Source organism: Streptomyces sp. NPDC013187 (assembly GCF_042899705.1).
Taxonomy (GTDB): domain Bacteria; phylum Actinomycetota; class Actinomycetes; order Streptomycetales; family Streptomycetaceae; genus Streptomyces; species Streptomyces hawaiiensis_A.
Genome location: NZ_JBIBAF010000006.1, coordinates 88,003 through 102,046 on the forward strand (window position 1 = coordinate 88,003; position 14,044 = coordinate 102,046).

Annotated in this window: 13 protein-coding genes; 3 read left to right on the forward strand and 10 right to left on the reverse strand. The window is 71.5% G+C overall.

The annotated features are described in order from the left end of the window. The first annotated feature begins 41 nt into the window (after positions 1–41). Positions 42–1,436 (forward strand): uracil-xanthine permease family protein, encoded by a 1,395-nt coding sequence (locus tag ACFY5B_RS13860; protein ID WP_389968635.1) that lies wholly within the window; start codon positions 42–44, stop codon positions 1,434–1,436. On the opposite strand, the gene ACFY5B_RS13865 is transcribed toward ACFY5B_RS13860, so the two are convergent. Continuing rightward, on the reverse strand, positions 1,400–2,542 hold the full coding sequence (locus ACFY5B_RS13865; protein WP_389969188.1) for a glycoside hydrolase family 6 protein: 1,143 nt from the start codon (positions 2,540–2,542) through the stop codon (positions 1,400–1,402). The genes ACFY5B_RS13860 and ACFY5B_RS13865 overlap by 37 nt on opposite strands. A 175-nt stretch (positions 2,543–2,717) precedes the next feature. On the opposite strand from ACFY5B_RS13865, the gene ACFY5B_RS13870 reads away from it, so the two are divergent. Next, positions 2,718–3,431, forward strand: coding sequence for a DUF5995 family protein (locus tag ACFY5B_RS13870; protein WP_389968637.1), 714 nt, complete (start codon positions 2,718–2,720; stop codon positions 3,429–3,431). Between the two features lie 76 nt (positions 3,432–3,507). On the opposite strand, the gene ACFY5B_RS13875 is transcribed toward ACFY5B_RS13870, so the two are convergent. Together ACFY5B_RS13875 and ACFY5B_RS13880 are read right to left on the reverse strand one after the other, a co-directional pair. Continuing rightward, positions 3,508–5,205 carry a flavin monoamine oxidase family protein gene (locus ACFY5B_RS13875; protein ID WP_389968639.1) on the reverse strand — a complete coding sequence of 566 codons (1,698 nt, stop codon included), beginning with the start codon at positions 5,203–5,205 and terminating at the stop codon, positions 3,508–3,510. Between the two features lie 46 nt (positions 5,206–5,251). Continuing rightward, the gene (locus ACFY5B_RS13880; protein WP_389968641.1) at positions 5,252–6,040 is read right to left on the reverse strand and encodes a carbon-nitrogen hydrolase family protein; all 789 of its coding nucleotides are present in this window, start codon (positions 6,038–6,040) and stop codon (positions 5,252–5,254) included. A 308-nt stretch (positions 6,041–6,348) separates the two neighbouring features. Between ACFY5B_RS13880 and ACFY5B_RS13885 the strand changes: the two genes are divergently transcribed. Beyond that, positions 6,349–6,978: a Repetin gene (locus ACFY5B_RS13885; RefSeq protein ID WP_389968643.1), complete on the forward strand. Its 630-nt coding sequence runs from the start codon at positions 6,349–6,351 to the stop codon at positions 6,976–6,978. Here ACFY5B_RS13885 and ACFY5B_RS13890 read toward each other — a convergent pair. The 7 genes from ACFY5B_RS13890 to ACFY5B_RS13920 form a co-directional block, all read right to left on the reverse strand. Then, complete coding sequence (locus ACFY5B_RS13890) at positions 6,947–8,143, reverse strand: MFS transporter (protein WP_389968645.1); 1,197 nt, start codon at positions 8,141–8,143, stop codon at positions 6,947–6,949. The genes ACFY5B_RS13885 and ACFY5B_RS13890 overlap by 32 nt on opposite strands. Positions 8,144–8,279: 136 nt before the next feature. After that, entirely contained in the window at positions 8,280–8,732 is a 453-nt protein-coding gene (locus ACFY5B_RS13895) for an Lrp/AsnC family transcriptional regulator (protein ID WP_104778814.1), read from the reverse strand. Between the two features lie 10 nt (positions 8,733–8,742). Then, positions 8,743–10,212: an amino acid permease gene (locus tag ACFY5B_RS13900; protein ID WP_389968647.1), complete on the reverse strand. Its 1,470-nt coding sequence runs from the start codon at positions 10,210–10,212 to the stop codon at positions 8,743–8,745. A 230-nt stretch (positions 10,213–10,442) separates the two neighbouring features. Further along, the gene (locus tag ACFY5B_RS13905) at positions 10,443–10,805 is read right to left on the reverse strand and encodes a GNAT family N-acetyltransferase (RefSeq protein WP_389968649.1); all 363 of its coding nucleotides are present in this window, start codon (positions 10,803–10,805) and stop codon (positions 10,443–10,445) included. A gap of 220 nt (positions 10,806–11,025) precedes the next feature. Further along, positions 11,026–12,468 carry a GuaB1 family IMP dehydrogenase-related protein gene (locus tag ACFY5B_RS13910; RefSeq protein WP_389968650.1) on the reverse strand — a complete coding sequence of 481 codons (1,443 nt, stop codon included), beginning with the start codon at positions 12,466–12,468 and terminating at the stop codon, positions 11,026–11,028. A gap of 108 nt (positions 12,469–12,576) precedes the next feature. Then, entirely contained in the window at positions 12,577–12,948 is a 372-nt protein-coding gene (locus tag ACFY5B_RS13915) for a barstar family protein (protein ID WP_389968652.1), read from the reverse strand. 3 nt (positions 12,949–12,951) lie between these two features. Beyond that, positions 12,952–13,995 (reverse strand): sugar-binding transcriptional regulator, encoded by a 1,044-nt coding sequence (locus ACFY5B_RS13920; protein WP_389968654.1) that lies wholly within the window; start codon positions 13,993–13,995, stop codon positions 12,952–12,954. Between the last annotated feature and the right edge of the window lie 49 nt (positions 13,996–14,044).

Sequence of the window (14,044 nt, forward strand, 5' to 3'; positions counted from 1 at the left end):
GGTCCGGACACTCGCACGCACGACGAAAGCGAAACCGCACCATGGATCTCGGCGTCCGCTGGAAACTGCACGGCGACGGAAAGATCCCGGCGCCCGGCGCCGTGGTCCGCCCCGACGAGCGGCTCTCCTGGCCGCGCACGGCCGGACTCGGCGCCCAGCACGTCGTGGCGATGTTCGGTGCGTCCTTCGTCGCACCGGTCCTGATGGGCCTGGACCCGAACCTGGCGATCATGATGTCGGGCGTCGCGACCGTGGTGTTCCTGCTGGCCACCCGCGGCAGCGTGCCCAGCTACCTGGGCTGCTCGCTCTCCTTCGTCGGCGTGGCGGCGGTCATCCGGGCGCAAGGAGGCAGCAGCGCGACCGTCACGGGAGCGGTGTTCGTAGTCGGCGGCGCGCTGTTCCTGGTGGGGCTCGCCGTGCGGCGGTTCGGGGCGCGGATCATCCACGCCGCGATGCCGCCGATCGTGACCGGCGCGGTGGTGATGCTGATCGGCTTCAACCTGGCGCCGGTGACGGCCTCGACGTACTGGCCGCAGGACCAGTGGACGGCCCTGCTGGTGATGCTGTTCACCGGTCTGGCGGTGGTCTGCCTGCGGGGCTTCTGGTCCCGGATCGCGATCTTCCTGGGGCTGGTCTTCGGGTACGGCATCTCCTGGGTGTTCGACCTGGTCTTCGGCAAGATCCACTCGGTGGACGCGAGCGGCAAGGTCACCGACCACTGGCGGCTGGACCTCTCCGGCGTGGGCCAGGCCGACTGGATCGGGCTGCCCACCCTGCACGCCCCCTCGTTCGAGTGGTCGGCGATCCTGGTCGCCCTGCCGGTCGTCATCGCGCTGGTCGCGGAGAACGCCGGCCACGTGAAGGCGGTCGGCGAGATGACCGGCGACTCGCTGGACGACAAGCTCGGGACGGCCATCGCGGCCGACGGCGTCGGCTCGATGCTGTCCACCGCGGTCGGCGGCCCGCCCAACACCACGTACTCCGAGAACATCGGTGTGATGGCCGCGACCCGCGTCTACTCGACGGCCGCGTACTGGGCCGCCGCCGGCTTCGCCCTGATGTTCGGCATCTGCCCGAAGTTCGGCGCGGTCGTGGCGGCGATCCCGGGCGGGGTGCTCGGCGGCATCACCGTCATCCTGTACGGCATGATCGGCCTGCTGGGCGCGCAGATCTGGATCAACGCCAAGGTGGATCTGCGCAATCCGCTGAACCTGGTCCCGGCCGCGGCGGGCATCATCATCGGCGTGGGCAACGTCTCCCTGAAGTTCTCCGACACGTTCTCGCTGAGCGGCATCGCGCTCGGCACGGTGGTCGTCATCACCGGCTACCACGCCCTGCGGGCCTTCGCCCCGGCCCATCTGAAGACGCAGCGGCCGCTGCTGGACGAGGGCACCTCCTCCTACGACGACGCCGCATCGGACGACGCCAGGTCGTAGGCGTAGGAGGCCGTGAACGTCCCCGGCCTGCCCTTGCAGCCGTCCGACTCCCCCGGCAGCTTCACCCACCGGTAGGCGTCGATCCGGGATTCGCCGGTGCTCAGGGTCGGGGCCCGGCCGAGCCCCCGGCCCGCCGGGTCGCACCACTCGCCGTCGGCCGGGGCGCCGTTGCCGTTGCGGCTGGTGTCGATGACCGCGCCGAGGCTCGCCGGGCCGCCGAGCGCGTCGAGGACCCGCCGGTCGTAGGCGACCTCGTCGGCGGTGGTGTGGAAATTGGAGACGTTGCTGAAGATGCCGTCGGACGACTCGGGCGAGGCGGCACCGGCCTGCCTGAGCCAGGCCGCCTGCTTGCCGGGCGCGTTCCAGCCCGAGTGCCCCGCGTCGAAGTACACCCGGGCCCGGGGGTTGGCGGCCTTCAGCACGCGGCCGGCCCGGGCCAGCGAGGTGAAGCGGTCCGCGCGTTCACCGGCGGAGAGGCACTCGGCCTGGGCGACGGAGTCGGGCTCCAGGACGACGATGACCTCGCCGGAGCCCAGCCCCGCCGCGAACCGGTCGATCCAGGCGTCGTAGGCGTTCAGATCGGGCGCACCGCCCTGGGAGTGGCCCCCGCAGTCCCGGCCGGGGATCGCGTACGGCACGACGACGGGAACCCGGCCCAGCGCGTCACCGCCCGACGTCACCGCGGCGACCCGGGCGGTGACGGTCTGCGGGGAGTGGTCGGCGAACCAGACGGCCGCCGGCTGCCGGGCGATACGGGACGCGATGACCGCGTGCCGCGGATCGCCGGAGTGGGAGCGGACCCACTCCAGCACCTGGGAGTCGGGGTGGCGGTAGAGCCGTCCGGGCACGGTGGCGGCGCGCTCCCGCTTCGTCCGGGTCCTCGGCGGCGACGGGCTCCGCGTTGGGCGCGCGGACGGCGACGGTGCGGAGGAGGACTCGGCGGTGGCCGGCGCGGACGGCGACGGCACGGCCGGCAGGGGCGCGAGGCGGGGCGAGGCCGACACCTCGGCGGGCGCGGCCTCGTCCGTGGCCCGTCTGTCGTCGAACGGGGAGAGAACGCCCGCGACGGCGCCGGCCGCGACCACCATGGAGGCCGCCACGACCATCACGCCGCGCCGGGCGGCGGGTCTGCGCCCGGCCCTGCGGGCGGCCATGCGGTGGGCACGCGAGCCTGCCACGGTGCTGCTCCCCCTCCCCCTGCGGCTGGCGGTGTTCCCCCGTTTCGGGGAAGCGCCGGGCCCGCCGGTACTCCCGCCAGCCTAGAGCTGCGACTCTGCCCGCATGCCGCGATGCGAACAACTCCCCCCAGCCGTGGACACTCCGGTGGACACCGTCATCTCCCGTATGCGCGCCCTCGACGCGGCCCTGCACCCGCGGGACGGGGTGGCGGTCTTCAACCGTGTCTACCTCGCGGTGACGGAGGCGGTGGACCGGTACGTCGACGCCGGCCGGTTCGCGGACGCCCACGCCGCGATCACGCTGGACGTACGGTTCGCGCAGCGGTACCTCGCGGCCGTCGAGGCGGCGGCGGACGAGGAGCGTCCGCCCGCCTGCTGGCGGCCGCTGTTCCAGTTCCGCCGCCATCCCGGGGTACGGCCGTTGCAGTTCGCGCTGGCGGGCATCAACGCGCACATCGGGCACGATCTCGCGCTGGCCGTCGTGGACACCTGCCGTACGCTCGGCTGCGCACCCGTCGATCTGGAGGACGAGTTCGACATGGTGGGCGATCTCCTCGTCTCGTTGGAGGAGCGCATCCGCGACGATCTGATGCCGGGGCCCGACCTTCTCCGGATCGCCGACCCGCTGACCCACCTGCTCGGCTCCTGGAGCCTGGACCGCGCCCGGGACGCCGCGTGGACGGCGGCCCGGGCCCTGTGGGTCCTGCGTGAACTCCCCGATGTCGCCGATGAGTTCACGGAACGGCTGGACACGGCGGTGGGCTTCGCGGGGCGCATGCTGCTCACACCCCTGACCGAGCCGCCGCTGCCGCGCTAGTCCTGCGGCAGCTCAGACCTCCGGCAGCTCAGACCTTTGGCAGCTCAGTCCTCCGGCAGCTCAGACTTTTGGCAGCTCAGTCCTCCGGCAGCTCGACGGGCGCGATCTCGTCGTAGACGTCGCCGGGGCCCGGGTTGGTCGGGTCGGTCGTGCCGCCCAGGTGGTGCATGACGCCCCAGACCGCGTTGAGGGCGGTCTGGATCGCGCCCTCGGCCCAGCCGGCCGTCCAGGAGATGTCGTCGCCGGCGAGGAAGATGCCGCGCTTGTCCTCGGGCAGCCGGTCCTGCATGAAGTGCGTGAACAGGCGCCGCTGGTAGCGGTAGTGGCCGGGCAGGTTGGCCTTGAACGCACCCATGAAGTAGGGCTCGTTCTCCCAGGAGACCGTCACCGGGTTGCCGATGATGTGCCCCCGGATGTCGACCTTGGGATAGATCTCACCGAGCGACTTCAGCATGACCTCCATCCGCTCGTTCGCGGACAGCGGCAGCCACTTCAGGCTGTCGTCGCACCAGGTGTAGGACAGGCAGATGACGGCGGGCTTGTCCGGGCCGTCGTCGAGCAGGTAAGTGCCGCGCGTCATACGGTCGGTGAGCGTCATCGACATGACGTCCCGGCCGGTCTCCTCGTCCTTGTCCAGCCAGAACGGCCGGTCCACCGGCACGAAGAGCTTGGAGCTCTCCATGTAGTGGGTGCGCTCGATCGCCGTCCAGTGGTCGATCGGGAAGAGCGAGTCGTCGCAGGCGATCTTCGACAGCAGCATCCAGGACTGGGCGGTGAAGATCGCCGCCTGGAAGGTTCGGATGTCGCCGTGCGCGTCGGTCACGGTGATGCGGTTGCCGGCGGTACGGTGCAGCCGGGTCACGGCCGGGCGGGGCTCGCCGCCCGCGTGCAGGGTCGCGAGCGAGGTCCCCTGGGCCCAGTGGACGATCTTCTGCGGCTCGCGCTCCCACAGGCGCAGCGGCAGCTGCTGGGAACCGCCGACGATGCCGCGGTGGTGGTCGTCGGCCTCGGTGTAGACGACCCGCAGGATCTCCAGGATGGAGTTCGGGAAGTCGGTGTCCCAGCCGCCCGTGCCGAAGCCGACCTGGCCGAAGATCTCGCGGTGCCGGAAGGACTTGAACGCCTCGGAGTCGCAGAGGAAACCGTAGAAGGTCTGGTTGTCGAGCTTCTCGACGAGCTTGGACCAGATCTCGCGGATGCGCGGCACGTCCCGCTCGCGCAGGGCGCGGTTCATGTCGGAGAAGTCGGCGCCCTCCTCCAGGCAGCGGTTCCACGCCTCGGCGACGTCCCGGTAGACCTGGGGCAGGTCGCCGATCGTCTCGGCGTAGTGCGACTCGCCCTTGAGGTCGACGACGGTCGAAGGGGTCGCCTCCGACAGCGGGTTGGGGAACGGCCGCGTCTCCAGGCCGACCAGGTCGATGTAGTGCTGCAGGGCCGTGGAGGAGGGCGGGAAGCGCATCGCGCCCATCTCGGCGGTGAGGGATTCGTCGCACCCGTCGAAGCCCACCGTGCGCAGCCGGCCGCCGATCTGGTCGGCCTCGTACACGACCGGCTTGAGGCCCATCTTCATCAGCTCGTACGCGGCGACGATGCCGGACAGGCCGCCGCCGATGACCGCGACCTCCGTGCCGTGCTCGGTCGCGGGTATCTGGCCGAGACCCGCCGGGTGGGCGAGGAAGTCGTCGTACGCGTACGGGAAGTCCGGGCCGAACATGGTGATCGGCGGCTGCTGCGCGTCAGCGTGCTCGACGGCGTTGGGCACGGTGGACGTCATGGGGTACGGACTCCTTGCACAGATACGAAGGGTGTTCAGGGGGTTCTCAGACGAGCGAGCCGTACAGGCCGGGCCGCCGGTCCCGCAGATACGGGTTGTTCTCGCGCGACGCGGCGAGGAAGGCCGGGTCGACGTCGGCGAGCACGAGTTCCTCTCCGCGTCCGGCCCGGGTCCGGGCGACCCCGTCGGGCCCGGCGAGCGTGGACAGCCCCACGAACTCGAACTCCCCTTCCGGACCGACCCGGTTGACGTACGCGACGTACATCTGGTTCTCGAAGGCCCGGACCGGGATCACCGACTCGGCGACGAACTGGAACGGGTGCATCTGCGCGGTGGGGACGACGAGCAGGTCGGTGCCCGCCAGGGCGTGGGCGCGGACGTTCTCCGGGAACTCCACGTCGTAGCAGATCATGAGACCCACCCGGAGGCCGTCGATCTCGGCCTGGACGACCGGCAGGTCCCCGGGCGTGAAGTGGTCGCGCTCGAAGCAGCCGAAGAGGTGCGTCTTGCGGTGGTTGGCGAGTCGGGTGCCGTCGGCGGAGATCAGCTGGACGGAGTTGAACACGGCCTCGCCGTCCCGCTCGGGGTAGCCGTAGGCGATCGCCAGGCCGTGGCGCGTCGCGATCTCGGCGACGGCGTCGGCACAGTCGCCGTCGGCGGACTCGGCGAGCCGGCCGATCTCGTCGCCGATCGCGTACCCCGTCAGGAACAGCTCGGACGTGACCAGCAGCCCGGCACCCGCGGCGGCGGCCCGGCCCGCGGCCTCGTCGAGGACCTTGAGGTTCTCGACGGTGGAGCCGGGGCGGCCGGAGCTCTGGAGCAGGGCGGTGCGCATGCGTGATCCTCACCGGACGGAAGGGTGGTTGGGGGACCTTTGGGGGCCATGTAGACGGTACGGGCGGCTGACCAGCGCGGACAAGCAGGAGCCGTTGCGCGCCGGTGAACCGTTCGTTGCGTGGGTCGAGGGCCCGGCGGCGATTCGTTGCGCGCCCCGGGTCGGACCCGCGCTCCTCCTCGGAGCGCAGCTGCACGCGGTCTCCCCCGCCGTACGGCGGAGGCGGGGTCCCGCCCCGAGCGCGATGTCCTGCCCCCGCCGGGCCGGGAGAGTAAGGGCTGTCCACTCGACCTGCGGAAAGGAACGCAATGAAGCGCCGTACGAAGATCGTCGTGCTCGGCTCCGCGCTGCTCCTCACGGCCGGGGTGGCCTCGGCCGCGACCGCGTCGGACACAAGGCAGCCGGAGGCCGCGGCCCTCACACCGACCGCGTCGGACACACCCAGGCAGCCGGAGGCCGCGGCCCTCACACCGGCCGCGTCGGACGCGCCTCACCAGCGGGAGGCCGCAGCCCTCACCGGCACCGCCAAGCTGTACCGCTCGGCCGGGGACGACATCACGTTCTCGTTCGACGCGCATCTCGCCGCGAAGGACAAGGCCGACCCGATGAAGGCGACCGGCACCTTCGAGTTCAGCCACTACCTGAACGGCGACGGCGCCCGGGCCGAGGTGAAGGTCGACTGCCTGCTGACCGGCGGCAAGGTGGCCGTCGTCTCCGGCGTCGTCACCGAGTCCGACCTCCCGGGCGCCGAGGGCAAGCGGGTCGGCGTCACCGTCCACGACCTCGGCCGCCACGACCGGCTGGGCTACAGCTGGGCCTCGACCGGTCGCCCCGGCGAGGGCAACGAGCCGCCCAAGTGCGTGAGTTCCGCCCCCTTCGAGAAGGTCATGAAGGGGACGGGTGACTTCACGGTCGTGCCGTGGCAGCCCGAGCTCTAGCCAGCGCCAGGGCCGTCACCAGGTAGGGGATCGCCAGTACCGCGAAAACGGTGCCGTGCGCCAGGTCCGTGCCGAGCAGCGCGTACACGCCGAACGTGGCGACCGTGGCCAGCTCGGTGCCCAGGCTCGCGACAGAGGTGAGCGTGGCCCGGCGGGAGTCGTCGATGCGGTGCTGGAGCCGGACGTCGGCGAGTCCCTCGGCCAGCTGGAACCCGGCGAAGGCCAGGCCGAGGAGGACGACTCCGGTCAGTGAGCGGGCCAGGGCTCCGACCGCGAGGGCGGCAGCGGCACCCGCCAGCAGCACGGCGAGCCCCCTCGTGCCGAGGCGTTCGGCCGGCCCGGCCAGGAGGCTGCCGGCCGTGACACCCGCCCAGACCAGCATGACCAGGTAGGGCACCGTCGCCTCGTGGAAGCCGATCTCCCGGATCAGCAGGGGGGTGTACTCGTCAAGTGCGCCCCACACGGCGGCCACGGCCGGGATCAGCAGCACGGCGCCGCGTACCGCACGCTCCCCGCGGACCTCGGCGAACCCCGCCCGCACGGTCGTCGCCCAGCCGGCGTCAGCGCTCTCCGGCCGCACCCGGTGCTCCGGGAACCGGGTCGCGGCAACGGCGGCCAGCACACAGGCCAGGACACTCAGGGCACCGACGGCCGGGTAGCCGCCCAGGGCGAGAACGGGTCCCGCGAGGCCGGTCGAGGCAACGGTGCCCACCAGCCGCGCGGCCCGGGCCCGGCCCATGACCCGCGCGTACCGGTCGGCGGCGTCGAGCCGGTCCAGCTCGTCGTAGACCAGGGCCTCCAGAGCGCCGGAGCCGAGCGCCCCGCCCGCGCCCCACAGGACGAAGCCGACCGCGAAGGCCCCGTACGACGGGAGGGTCACCCACAGCGCGAAGCCGGCGGCGGTGAGCAGCGGGCCGATCCACAGCAGCCTGCGACGCGACATGGCGTCGGCCCATGCTCCGGAGGGCACTTCGAGCACCACACCGGTGACCGACCACAGGGCGAACAGGGAGGAGATCTGCCAGAGCGACATGCCGGTGTCGGCGAAGAGCAGCGCGTACACCGGGTAGAGCAGGACGAAGTCGTCGAGGAACGCGTAGCCGTACAGCGTGCGCGTCAGACGGCGGACGCCGGTGGCCGGCACACGCGCGGGTGAGAGTGTCATGAGGCCTTCCCGGAAGGACGGATCGGACGCCGGAGGTACGGCGTCCGAGGCGGTCCTCGGGAGGCACGGCTGGTGGATCAATGTCGCCAGGTCATGACACCCAGGCTAGAGGTGTCGCCTGCACCGGGCCACGTAATTACGTGGGCGAACCCGACGAGAAGCGCCGCAGCAGCGGCGAGAGCACGAGCACGGACTTGGTCCGCTCGACGAACGGCTCGCCGGCGATCCGTTCCAGGACCCGTTCGAAGTGCCGCATGTCGGAGGCGAAGACCTGGGCGATCGCGTCCGCGTCCCCCGTGACGGTGGACGCGGCCACGACCTCCTGGTAGCGCTCCAGGCCCCGCTGGATGGTCTCCGGGGAGGTGTTCCCGCGGCAGTAGATCTCGACGAACCCCTCGGTCTCCCAGCCGAGGGCGCCCGGGTCCACGCGTACGGTGAAGCCGGTGATGGCTCCGGTGGCCCGCAGCCGGTCCACGCGCCGTTTCACGGCGGGCGCGGACAGGCCGACCAGTGAGCCGATGTCGGCGTAGGAGCGGCGGGCGTCCTCGGCGAGGGCGTGCACGATGCGTTCGTCGAGATCGTTCAGCACAGTGGGTCGTTCACTTTTCGGATGGCGCGAGTCGGGATCGGCGGTAGCCGTACAGGAAGTAGAACACGAGCCCGGCGGCCATCCAGACACCGAAGACCACCCAGGTCACGGTCGACAGGCTGCCCATCATCCAGATGCAGAAGGCGAAGCCCAGCGCCGGCAGGACCGGGGAGAGCGGCACCCGGAAGGTGCGCGGCAGGTCCGGCTTGGTCCGGCGCAGCACGACGACGGCGACGTTGACGAGGGCGAAGGCGAACAGGGTGCCGATGCTGGTGGCGTCGGCGAGCTGCCCGAGCGGGATCGCGGCGGCCAGGACACCGCAGAACAGCGACACGATCAGGGTGTTGGCGCGGGGGGCACCGGTCTTCGGGTGGACCTTGGCGAACACCTTGGGCACGAGTCCGTCGCGGGACATGGCGAACAGGATGCGGGTCTGGCCGTACAGCACGGTCAGCACCACGCTCGCGATGGCGATGACGGCGCAGAACGCCAGCAGGGTGCCCCAGAAGGTCTGCCCGGTGACTTCGCGCATGATCTGGGCGAGGGCGGCCTCGGAGTCGGTGAAGTTCTTCCAGGGCTTGGCGCCGACCGCGACGGCCGCGACGAGGACGTACAGCGCGGTGACGATGACCAGGGACAGCATGATCGCGCGGGGCAGGTCACGCTGGGCGTTCTTGGCCTCCTCGCCGGCGGTGGAGGCGGCGTCGAAGCCGATGTAGGAGAAGAACAGCGTGGCACCGGCGGCGCTGACGCCCGCCATGCCGAGCGGCATGAAGTTCTCGTAGTTGCCGGAGCGGAAGCCCTGGACTCCGATGGCGCAGAACATCACCAGTGCGGCGATCTTCACGACGACCATGACGGTGTTGGCGCGGGCGGACTCGCGGGCGCCGCCCAGCAGGAACGCCATCGCGAGCAGCACGACGATCAGGGCCGGCAGGTTGAACACGCCGCCGTCGCCGGGCGGGGCGGAGAGGGCGGCCGGGATGGTGACGCCGATGGTGCCGTCGAGCAGTTCGTTGAGGTACTCGCCCCAGCCGACGGCGACGGCGGCCACCGACACGCCGTACTCCAGGACCAGGCACCAGCCGCATATCCAGGCGATCAGCTCGCCCATCGTTGCGTACGCATACGAGTACGAGGAGCCGGAGACCGGGATGGTGCCGGCCAGCTCGGCGTAGGACAGGGCCGAGAACAGGGCGGTGAGACCGGCGATCACGAAGGAGAGGGTGACGGCCGGGCCCGCCTTGGGGACGGCCTCGCCGAGGACGACGAAGATGCCGGTGCCGAGCGTGGCACCGATGCTGATCATGGTCAGCTGCCACAGCCCGAGGGTGCGGCGCAGTGACCCACCCTCACCCTGGCCACCCTCGGCGACCAGGCGTTCCACCGGCTTGCGGCGCATGAGGCGCGCGCCGACGCCAGGGGGTGCGGAGGCCGCCGTGGGGCCTGGGTTCTGCGGGGGTGCGCCTTGGTCGAGCACGCGCTGGCTCCTTATCGCTACCGGTCAGGGCAGCGGGGACCGCGGGCACCCTTGAGCAGGGACCCACCGAGCGGAGTCCCCGCCACGCCACGTACGAGGCGACAGCCTACGAGCATCGGCGTTGCTGGTGAAATGCAGCAACCTTGCGCACACATGCAAGATCATTGCGTTACCCGGGGATGTGCGGGTGTTCGTTGCGGGACGGCTGTCGAGTGTTGCATCCGGGGCCGTCAGAGGGCTTTCACGAGGAACACACAGGGATCGGCCCGCTCCTGTCGAACGCCGTCGGCGGTCAGGTGGACCCAACGGTCGACGTACGCCACGGTGGGCAGACAGCCGAGCCTGGCGTAGAGCGCGGCCGCGCGGGGGTTGTCGTCCCCGACACCGAGGCCCAGCACGCCGATGCCTCGTTCTCGCGCCAGCCGCTCGGCGGTGTGCACCAGCGCGGTGCCGACGCCCTGGGAGCGGAGCGGCGCGGGCCAGACGAGCAGGCCGTTGATCTCCGGGCACCGGGATGAGCGGCTTGCACCTCCGGCGCCTCGCAGCCGGTCCAGCGGATCTCCGCGTGGCCCACCGGGCTGCCCTCCCGCCACGGGATCAGATAGGTGCTCTCCCCCGCCCGCTGCCGTGCGAAGCGGGCGGCATGACCGCCGTCGGCGCTGTGCGACGGCATGTGGCGCTCCAGTGCCTCGATGTCATCGGTCCTGCACTCGGCGATCTCCATGCGCCGACGGTAGGGCTCGCGTACGCGAAACGGCCCCCGCTTTTCCCGCGGGGCGGGTCAACGGGGGCCATTGCGGGACGCTGGGGCCGTCAGCTCCAGCTGGCGTGCAGGGGCTTGCCCTCCGCGTAGCCGGCGGCGCTCTGGATGCCGACGATGGCCTTCTCGGCGAACTCCTCCAGGGAGCCGGCACCGGCGTAGGTGCAGGAGGAGCGGACGCCTGCGATGATCGAGTCGATCAGGTCCTCGACGCCCGGGCGGGCCGGGTCGAGGAACATCCGGGAGGTGGAGATGCCCTCCTCGAACAGCGCCTTGCGGGCCCGGTCGTACGCCGACTCCTCCGAGGTGCGGTTGCGCACGGCCCGGGCGGAGGCCATGCCGAAGGACTCCTTGTAGGCGCGGCCCTGGGCGTCGTGCTGCAGGTCGCCCGGGGACTCGTAGGTGCCGGCGAACCAGGAGCCGACCATCACGTTGGACGCGCCGGCCGCGAGGGCCATGGCCACGTCACGGGGGTGGCGGACACCGCCGTCGGCCCACACGTGCTTGCCGTACTTCTTCGCCTCGGCGGCGCACTCCAGGACGGCGGAGAACTGCGGCCTGCCGACGCCGGTCATCATGCGCGTGGTGCACATGGCGCCGGGGCCGACACCGACCTTGACGATGTCCGCGCCGGCCTCGATCAGGTCGCGCACACCTGCGGCGGCGACCACGTTGCCCGCGACGATCGGCACCTGCGGGTCGAGGTCGCGCACCAGCTTCAGGGCGCTGATCATCGACTCCTGGTGTCCGTGCGCGGTGTCGATGACGAGTGCGTCGACCCCGGCGTCCAGCAGCTGCTGGGCCTTGCCCGCGACGTCGCCGTTGATGCCGACGGCGGCGGCGATGCGCAGCCGCCCCCGAGCGTCGGTGGCCGGCGTGTAGAGCGTGGCGCGCAGGGCGCCCTTGCGGGTCAGGATGCCGGCGAGCGTGCCGTCCTCGTTCACCGCGGGGGCGTAGCGGCGGTTGGCGTGGTCGAGGGTGTCGAACGCCTCGCCCGGGTCCATGTCCGCGTCGATGAGCAGCAGGTCCCTGGACATGACCTCGGCGAGCTGGGTGAAGCGGTCCACGCCGGACAGGTCGGCGTCGGTGACCACGCCGATCGGCTTGTGGTCGCCGTCGACGACCACACCGGCGTTGTGTGCCCGCTTGGGCAGCAGGGCCAGCGCGTCGGCGACCGTCTGGTGCGGGGACAGGATGATCGGGGTGTCCAGCACCAGGTGCCGGCTCTTCACCCAGGAGACGACGTCGGTGACCACGTCGTTCGGGATGTCCTGGGGTATCACCACCAGGCCGCCGCGGCGGGCCACGGTCTCGGCCATGCGGCGGCCGGCGATGGCGGTCATGTTGGCGACGACGAGCGGGATGGTGGTGCCCGTGCCGTCCGGGGAGCTGAGGTCGACGGCCTGCCGCGAGCCCACCGCGGAGCGGCTCGGCACCATGAAGACGTCGTCGTACGTCAGGTCGTACCCGGGCTGGATGTCATTGAGGAAACGCACGTGCTGCACATCCCAGTCGATCAGAGGTGACCCCCGGACCGGCCGGCCAGGGGGAAAGAGCACGTACTTCATTCTCCCATGCCACCCGCGCGAACAACCCCCAGCGGATCATCCAGGCTGGTCAGGGGGCCTCTCGGAGGATTCTCCAAGGCCGAGGGTCACGAACAGCCCCGGGCCCCGGTCCGTCGCCTCGGCGAAGATCTCCTCGGCGACCTGCCACTCCTCGGGCCGCTTCTCGGCGTACGTCCGCCAGCCCCGCACGACGACGAGGAGCCCCCGCTCCCCCGCCCCCTCGGGATAGAGGGCGGGGTCGGAGAGGCAGTCGGCGAGGGCGTCCCAGTTGCGGCCGAACCAGTCGGGCAGGGCCAGGTCACGGGCGCAGCGGTCCATGAGGCCCGCCTTGTCCGTGACCCCGTCCAGGTCCAGGACGAGCACGATCCGGCCCGCCGGGTCGTGCACGTCGTGCTCGTGGCCGGCCATCCGTCAGACCCCGTCCGGGTCGGACCGGTTGAGCGCGGACTTCGGCGCCGGTCCGGCCGTCATGAGATAGTCGGCGGCCGAGGTGTCCGTGACCAGGCTGGTGACGAGCCCGGACCGCAGCACCGCGTCGATCGCGGGCCCCTTGCGCTGCCCGCCCGCGATCGCGACGACCTCGGGGATCCGTCGGAGCTGGTCGGCCTTCACGGTGATGCACCGCTCGCCCAGGTCGCGGCCGACCCGGCGGCCCTCGGCGTCGAAGAGGTGCGCGGACATCTCGGCGGCGACACCGAGGGAGGCGTAGTGCGCGCGCTCCTCGTCGCTGAGCATGTCGTGCACCGTGGAGATGCCCGGCTCCCAGGAGCCGATGGAGACACAGGCGACGGTGACCTTGTCGAAGTGCTCGAAGGCCCGGGCGATTCCCGTCTGGTTGCGCAGGGCCGTGGCCGTGGCCGCGTCGGGCAGCAGCATCGGGGCGTAGATGGGGTGGGCGTCCCCGCCGGACACCTGGGCGGCGCGGCGTACGGCCTCCACCGAGCCGCGCTCGGCGGTCCCGGCGTCGTAGACACCGGTTAGCTGCACCACCGTGCAGGGCGGCAGCCGGTCGAGCGCCGCCGCCATGTGGATGGTGGAGCGGCCCCAGGCCAGGCCCAGCACATCCCCCTCGTCGACCAGTTCGCCGAGCAGGTCGGCGGCCACTTCTCCCAGGTTCTCGGGGTCGGGCGACTCCTCGGCCTCGGCCGGGGACTCGACCACGACGGCGTGCCTGAGGCCGTAGCGGGCGCGGAGCGCGTCCGAGCGCTCGGCGTCCAGCTCGGCCGGCACACGGATCTCGATCCGTACGAGATCCCGTTCGAGGGCGGTCTCCAGGACCCGGGCCACCTTGAAGCGGCTGACGCCGAACTCCTCCGCGATCTGGATCTTGGACTTGCCCTCGAGGTAGAAGCGGCGGGCCATGGCCGCCGCCTGCACCAGCTCAGCGGGTCCCATCCGCATGGCTGACCGGCCCGCCGACATACCCGACACGGCGTTCTCCTCACTGCTGTTCACACTCTGGATTCGCCGTTCATCCTTGCAGATGTGGCGCGGTTGATCAGCC